At 70.9% G+C, this 6,868-nt stretch carries 4 protein-coding genes and 2 pseudogenes; 4 read left to right on the forward strand and 2 right to left on the reverse strand.

Translation table 11 applies throughout. From position 1 onward, the window contains the following. Nucleotides 1-39: 39 nt before the first annotated feature. Nucleotides 40-1,326, reverse strand: a complete 1,287-nt coding sequence (locus tag AB0M27_RS37935) for a GNAT family N-acetyltransferase (protein ID WP_365729053.1) — start codon at nt 1,324-1,326, stop codon at nt 40-42. Nucleotides 1,327-1,747: 421 nt separating this feature from the next. On the opposite strand from AB0M27_RS37935, the gene AB0M27_RS37940 reads away from it, so the two are divergent. Next, nucleotides 1,748-4,003 (forward strand): SpoIIE family protein phosphatase, encoded by a 2,256-nt coding sequence (locus AB0M27_RS37940; protein WP_365729055.1) that lies wholly within the window; start codon nt 1,748-1,750, stop codon nt 4,001-4,003. Nucleotides 4,004-4,015: 12 nt separating this feature from the next. Beyond that, nucleotides 4,016-4,712, forward strand: a pseudogene (locus AB0M27_RS37945) (IclR family transcriptional regulator). Nucleotides 4,713-4,739: 27 nt separating this feature from the next. On the opposite strand, the pseudogene AB0M27_RS37950 reads toward AB0M27_RS37945, so the two are convergent. After that, nucleotides 4,740-5,315 (reverse strand): annotated as a pseudogene (locus AB0M27_RS37950) (3-(3-hydroxyphenyl)propionate hydroxylase); the annotation flags it as partial. A gap of 330 nt (nt 5,316-5,645) precedes the next feature. On the opposite strand from AB0M27_RS37950, the gene AB0M27_RS37955 reads away from it, so the two are divergent. Both AB0M27_RS37955 and AB0M27_RS37960 read left to right on the forward strand, forming a co-directional pair. Next, entirely contained in the window at nt 5,646-6,368 is a 723-nt protein-coding gene (locus AB0M27_RS37955; RefSeq protein ID WP_365729056.1) for a VOC family protein, read from the forward strand. Nucleotides 6,369-6,597: 229 nt separating this feature from the next. Further along, the gene (locus tag AB0M27_RS37960) at nt 6,598-6,786 is read left to right on the forward strand and encodes a hypothetical protein (RefSeq protein ID WP_365729057.1); all 189 of its coding nucleotides are present in this window, start codon (nt 6,598-6,600) and stop codon (nt 6,784-6,786) included. The last annotated feature ends 82 nt before the right edge of the window (nt 6,787-6,868 follow it).

Below are 6,868 nucleotides of genomic sequence, written 5' to 3' on the forward strand. Positions count from 1 at the left end.
TCTGACAGGCAGCGGTGTACCGAGCGTCGTGGGGGGGGCTCAGAGCCGACTGTAGGTGTCGATGTCCTCGGTGAACTCCTCGATGGCCTGTGCTGTGAGCGTCGGCCGTGTGTCGGCGATGGCGGTCATGTAGTCCTCGGTGGTGGCCGGCCGTCCCCGGCGGTGTGCGACTTCCCGTTCGAACGCCGCCTGCGCGCCCTTGCGGGCGGCGAATTCGATGTCGGCGGGGGTGAACAGCTCGCTGGCCTCAACCAGTTGGTTGAGGTCGACCGAGGCCGCGGACGCCCTGAGATAGCGGTCCCAGATCGCCGCGCGGGCGGTCGGGTCGGGAGGGCCGACGGGGATGACGTAGTCGAACCGGCCCGGCCGCAGGAAGGCCGCGTCGAGAGAGCGCACCGAATTGGTGGCGCAGGCCAGCAACCGTGAGTCGTGCTCGCGGAAGACAGGGATGAGTTTGAGCAGCTCGTTGGTCACTCCGTGGCCGGGATCGACCGCCTTGCCGGAACGCACCCCGGCGATCTCTTCGACTTCGTCGATGAAGAGCAGCACCGAGTCCAGTTCCGCGAGGTCCGCGAAGGTTTCTCGCAGCGCGGCGGCCAAGCCCTCACTCGTGTCGGCCGCGAGCCGGGACGGGAAGAGTTCCACGAACGGCCACCCGAGCCGCGAGGCCACCGCCTTGGCGAAACTGGTCTTGCCGGTGCCGGGCGGGCCGAACAGGATGATCGCCTTGGGCGGGGTGACACCGTAGCGGTCCGCCAGCGCCGGCTCGGTCAGCGGGAGTACGACACGGCGCTCGATGACCGCTTTCTCGCGCTCCATGCCGGCCATGGTGTCCCAGAGCCCCTCGGGAAGCACACGGCCGCCCAGCGCGGCGAGGACGTCGGTGTTGGCGGTTCCCGGAGGTTCGAGTTTCTCGTAGTAGGTCAGGTCGTCGCGGAACCGGTAGCCGGAGTTCTCCAGAGCCTTCGTCCCGGCGGCACCGGCGGGCAGCAGCGCGCTGATGTGGCGCACGTCCAGCGCGCGCAGGCGCCGTTCCAATTCGGCGAGAAGAGCACTGCCGATCCCGCGCTCGCGCCATCGTGCGGCGAGCGCCACCAGAAGGATCCAACCCCGTTTGCCCTGTGCCTGCGCCACGGCCATACCCACCAGTTCGTCGCCGACCACCGCGACGACCGCCGTCTGACCGGCCTTGGCCGCGGCCATCACCTCCGAGACGGGAAACACCCGGTCCTCGTCGGCCCGGCGGCTCTGGTCCCAGATCTGTATGGCTTGGTCGAGATCGTCGTCGTGATAATCGCGCAGATGCCAAGCGGGCATCGCCACCACCTCGCCCGGTGCGGGAGCCCCATTGTCTCCGCTGCGGCACCCGGGGACGAACCGAGGCGATCCCGATCTTTCGCAGCGGCGCAGCGATCGATCACAAGCATCCGCCCGCACCCCCGCTGTGCCCCGGCCACCGAGGGAAGCGGGAGCCTACGCCGACCGCGGCGCGCTCGCCCATGCCCTGCTCGTCGCCGCGGCCGCCCGGGTCGGCCACCCGGCCGCGGAGCCGGCCACGCCAGACCCAGAACCCGATGCTGAACGGCCATCAGGCCTGGCTGGACGGCCTTGTTCCGCACCGCCTCCGGGAGGCTCGGCACCTGACCTTCGCGGAACGCGGGGGTGCGGCAGGCCTTCGAGAAGCGTCCCGCGCCGGTGACGGGCCGCACCGCATGCAGGAGCGCGTGCGCGGCGTAACGTCGTAACCGTGGACTTCACCGCGGACAGTCTGCTGAGCCGTGCGGCGCACGTGCTCGGCCCGAAGGCGGGCGCACTGGCGCAGGAGGTGGGGGATGCCCTGCGGCGGGACCTTCCCGAGCTGTGGGAAGACCCGGACGTCATGGCGTCGCAGAACATCGCCGAGCACGTGGCCACGGTGCTCTTCGCCCTTGAGCACGGCCCCGACGGGAGCCTGCTCGAACCGCAGGACTCCGACGCGGAGCATGCACGCCGGCTGGCTCGGCACGGGAAGCCCGTCACCGCCATGCTGAGGGCGTTTCGCCTCGGGCAGGGCGTCGTCGTCGCCCGGCTGCTCGAGGAGATGCCCCGGCTGACCAGCGATCCCGAACTGATCAGCGCTGCCGCGCGCAAGCTGATCGGGATTGCGACCGATTACGTGGACCGCACGTCCGAGCGCGGCGTCGTGGCGTTCCAGGAGGAGCGCGACCGCAGGCTGCGGTGGCGGCTGTCGGTCGTGAACGAGGCGAGCACCCGCATCGGGACCACCCTGGACATCGCCCGCACCGTCCACGAGCTGGCGGACCTCGCCACCGAGCAGTTCGCCGACCTCGTCACCGTCGACCTGCTCGACTCCGTGCTCCGCGGACCCGGCACCCCGGCCGGCAGCGGCCCGCGCGCCCTGCGCCGGATCGCCCAGAAGTCAGTGGCCGACGAGTCGCCGGAACCGACGACCGCCCCTCGGCAGCTCCACACCTACCTGCCCGGATCCCCACCGGATCGCGCCCTCACCACCGGGCAGGCCGCCCGGTACGACACCGATGCCTCCCAGCTCACGGGCGAATCGCCCACGACCGCTGAACCCGGCCTCGCCGCCGGCGCCCGCCGCATCCACTCGACCCTGGTGATACCGCTGTGTGCCCGGGGCACCACCCTGGGCGTCGCCCAGTTCTTTCGTCACCGCAGCCCCGAACCCTTCGACGACGCGGATCTGGTCTTCGTGCAGGACATAGTCGCCAGGACGGCGGTGGCCGTCTACCACGCCCTCCGCTACACGCAGATGCGTGCCGCCGCACTCGCCCTGCAGCGCAGCCTGCTTCCACAGCGTGCGCTGGGGCATTCGGCCGTGGAGATCGCCCGCCGCTATGTGCCGGCCGACGCGGAGCTCGGTGTGGGGGGCGACTGGTACGACGTCATCCCGTTGTCCGGTGCCCGGGTCGCCCTGGTGGTGGGCGACGTGGTCGGCCACGGCATCCATGCCGCCGCCACCATGGGCCGGCTGCGGACCGCGGTACGCACCCTGGCCGACATCGACCTGCCGCCCGACGAACTGCTCACGCACCTGGACGACGTCGTCATCCGGCTGTCCGCCGAGACCACCGCCGCTCCGGGCGGCCAGGGCGCCGGACCGGACGGAGAGGGCGGCGGGCCGGACGGGGGAGCTGGCGGCCCGGACGGGTATGGCGAAGAGCCGGACGGGGAAGGCGACGGGGACATCGGCGCCACCTGCCTGTACGCCGTCTACGACCCCGTCTGCCGCCGCTGCACCCTCGCCCGTGCCGGGCACGTACTGCCCGCCGTGGTGAGCCGGGACGGCGCCGTCGACATCCTCGACCTGCCTCCCGGTCCACCGCTGGGACTGGGCGGCCTGCCCTTCGAGGCCGCGGAGGTCGACCTGCCCGACGGCAGCCTGCTCGCCCTCTACACGGACGGCCTGCTCGCCGCCCACGGCCACGACGTCGAGGCGGGCCTCACCAAGCTGCGCCATGCGCTCGCCCGCCCCTCGGTCTCCCTGGAGGCCACCTGTGACACCGTGCTCGACGCGCTGCTCCCGGCCCGACCGGACGACGATGTCGCACTGCTCCTGGCCCGCACCAAAGGTCTCGGGAACCGCCAGGTCGTCACCTGGGAGCTGGAACCGGATCCGGCCGCCGTCTCCCGAGCCCGGTCGAGTGTCTCGGAGCAACTGACCGCCTGGGGCCTGGAGGAGCTCGTCTTCACCGCCGAACTGGTGGTCAGCGAGCTGGTCACCAACGCCATCCGCTATGGCCGGCCGCCGATCCGGTTGCGCCTGATCAACGACGGCACCCTCCTGTGCGAGGTCTCCGACGACAGCAGTACCACCCCGCATCTGCGCCGGGCCCGCGTCTTCGACGAGGGAGGACGCGGCCTGCTCCTGGTGGCCCAAGTCGCCCGACGCTGGGGGACACGCCACGCCCGCCGTGGCAAGACGGTCTGGGCCGAGCTGGAGGACAGCGCCGGACTGCCGGCACTGGACTCCTTTTAGCCCCGGGGCAACCTGGATTGCTTCAGTCCCAGCGGAGGTCCGTACCGTCTGTCAGAACTTTCGGAGCGGGCCGGACTGCCCAAGCCGACGGTGCACCGGCTGGCGGCGGACCTCGTCAGGCTGGGCTGGCTGGAGCGCTCCGAACCCCACTACCGCCTCGGCGCGAAGCTGTGCGAACTGGGCTCGCTGGTCCCGCACCGGCTCGATCTGCGCGAGGCGGCCCTGCCGTTCCTCCGGGACCTGTTCGAGGCCACCCCGAGATGGTCCACCTCGGGGTGCGTGAAAGCATGGAGGTCGTCCACCTGGAACGCATCCACGGTCACGAGGCCCTGCAGCTGCCTTCCCCTATCGGCGGCAGCCTGCCACTGACCTGCACCGGCGTCGGCAAGGCCCTACTGGCCTTCTCCGGTGCAGAGCTGACCGAGGAGGTGCTGTCCCGGCCGCTGCCGAGCCTCACCCCGTACTCGATCACCGACCCGAACCGCCTGCACATGGCCCTGGAGAAGATCCAGGTGTCCGGCCTCGCCTACGAGGAGCAGGAGGCGGCGCTCGGCGTGAGCTGCATCGCGGCCCCGTCTTCGCCGGCGGCACCACGGTCGCCGCCCTCTCGGCGGCCGTACCACGCTCCCGCTTCAGCCCCGCCCGACTGGCTCCCGCCGTGCGCACCGCGGCGCCGGGGCTGTCCCGAGTGACGAGGGGCGGCGGCTGACGGAGAGACCGACAACTTGATCTCCGAGGCACTCTGTTGGGAAGAACAAGGGGCTCGTGCGGTGAGCAGCAGGGACGCCCAGACGGCGGTGGCCGTGAAGGCGGGAGCGCCGTACGGGACGACATCCATCACGACCCGGTCCGGCCGCAGCAGCGTGGCGTCCACCCGGCCCTCGCGCAGCCAGGCCGCGAGCCGCCCGTCGTCGCCGAGGTCCGGTACGACGACGGTCCGCGCACCGAGGCCGTCGTCGACCCCCTGCACCGCGGGGGACAGGGGAGCGGCCGTCAGTACCGCGAAGGAGTCGCCGAGCAGGTCGTCGAGGCGGGCGCGCCGGCCACCGACCGGCACCCACGGCTGCAGGCAGAGGCGGCCCACGAGGCCACGGCCTGCGGCCCCAGGGACGCGGCGGTGCACGGGCGGGCCGGTGGCGAGGGCCGGACTGAGGTCGCGGGCGGCACCCGTACTCAGGGCGGGGATGCGGACGGCTGCGGCAAGCGCAGTGCGTCGGAGGGCGGCGGCGCCGTCCTGGCCGCCGGTCATGGCCCACCCCATGGCGACCGCGAGCCGTAGCACATGGCGCGCGTGCGGCCTGCCTTCACACTGCTGATGCAGCAGGTCCTCGCCGATGCGAAGTGGGCCGACACCCTCACCGACGCGGACCTGCGGGCACTCACACCGCTGTTCTGGACACACGTGAACCCTCACGCCCGGTTCGAGCTGGACATGAACAGACGCCTCGACCTGGGCCTGACCGCCCCCGCCGCGCACCCCCGAGGACGATGGTGCCGTTCGGCGCGATCGTCATCTTGTACGAGACCAGGCTCCCCCGCGACGGAAACTCGGATGCGGGTGCCCCACGGCCACCTCTAGGCTGCGCTCGCGATGAGGCCGAGGCGCTGTATCGACCGTCAGTGGATCGGAGATGCACGGGGTATGACCAGTCAACTGTACGCGATCTGCTTCAACGCGACCCATCCGTCGGGTCTGGCGCGGTTCTGGTCCGGGGTCCTGGGCTGGGCGTTGGCCGATGGTCCGGACGACGACGTCGAGATCCTGCCCCCTGATACCGCCGGTTTCCGCATCCGCTTCCTGCCGAGCCAGGAGCCGAAGATCGGTCAGAACAGGGCGCATTTCGACCTGACGAGCACCTCTCCGGAGGATCAGCAGCGGACCGTGTCCAGGGCGCTGGAATTCGGCGGGAAACACATCGACGTGGGCCAACTCCCCGACGAGGGTCATGTGGTGCTCGCCGATCCGGACGGCAACGAGTTCTGCGTGATCGAGGCCGGCAACAAGTTCCTCGCCGACACCGCCTTCATCGGAGCGCTGGCCTGCGACGGTACGCAGGAGGTCGGCTACTTCTGGAGCGAGGCGCTGCGGTGGCCACTCGTCTGGGACCAGGACCAGGAGACCGCGATCCAATCGCCGAACGGCGGTACGAAGATCACATGGGGTGGCCCTCCGGTGGCGCCGAAGACGGGCAGGAACAGGCTGTACTTCGAGCTTGCGCTCCCCGCCGACGCCGACTGTAAGGCGGAGGTCGACCGCCTGATCTCGCTCGGCGCGACGCGCACCGACATCGGCGAAGGCGATGGCGTCCGGGTACTGATGCTCGACCCCGACGGCAACGAGTTCTCCGTACAGAGGCCCCGGTAGCGGCGCTGTTGCGACGACTTCACGCGCGTGGAATCGCGGGACTGCCCGATGTCCACCCGCCCCGACCAAGGAACACCAGCCCCGAACCAGTCGGGCACGCCCGCCCTGGTGTACGTACGCGCATTCACCGTCCGGCAGTCCCTCGTCTCCCCACTCGACTCGCTCTCCGAAGCCGAGGTCACCCGGATCTTCTCTAGAAGATCTCCATCCGGCCACCCAGCGCCCCGAAATGGACAAGGCCGTCGCCCTCGCCGGCGAACTGCGCGCCTCCGGGGTACGCCTCACGCTCGTCGACCACGAACACGAGCGGCTCGGCCGCGGCATCGAACCGGCGACCCCGGCCGAGGAGCTGAAGGCGAGCGACGCTGGCCCGGTGTCCCTCACCGGTGGCCTCCAGGGCTCACACCACCGTTCCTAATCAGTGAGCAGTAGTGAGTCTTGGACCCATACCTGGTCACTGCGGGCATCCCGAACGGTTTTGGATGTCCTGGTCGCCCGCT

The organism is Streptomyces sp. NPDC052107, assembly GCF_040680215.1.
In the GTDB taxonomy this organism is placed as follows: Bacteria; Actinomycetota; Actinomycetes; order Streptomycetales; family Streptomycetaceae; genus Streptomyces.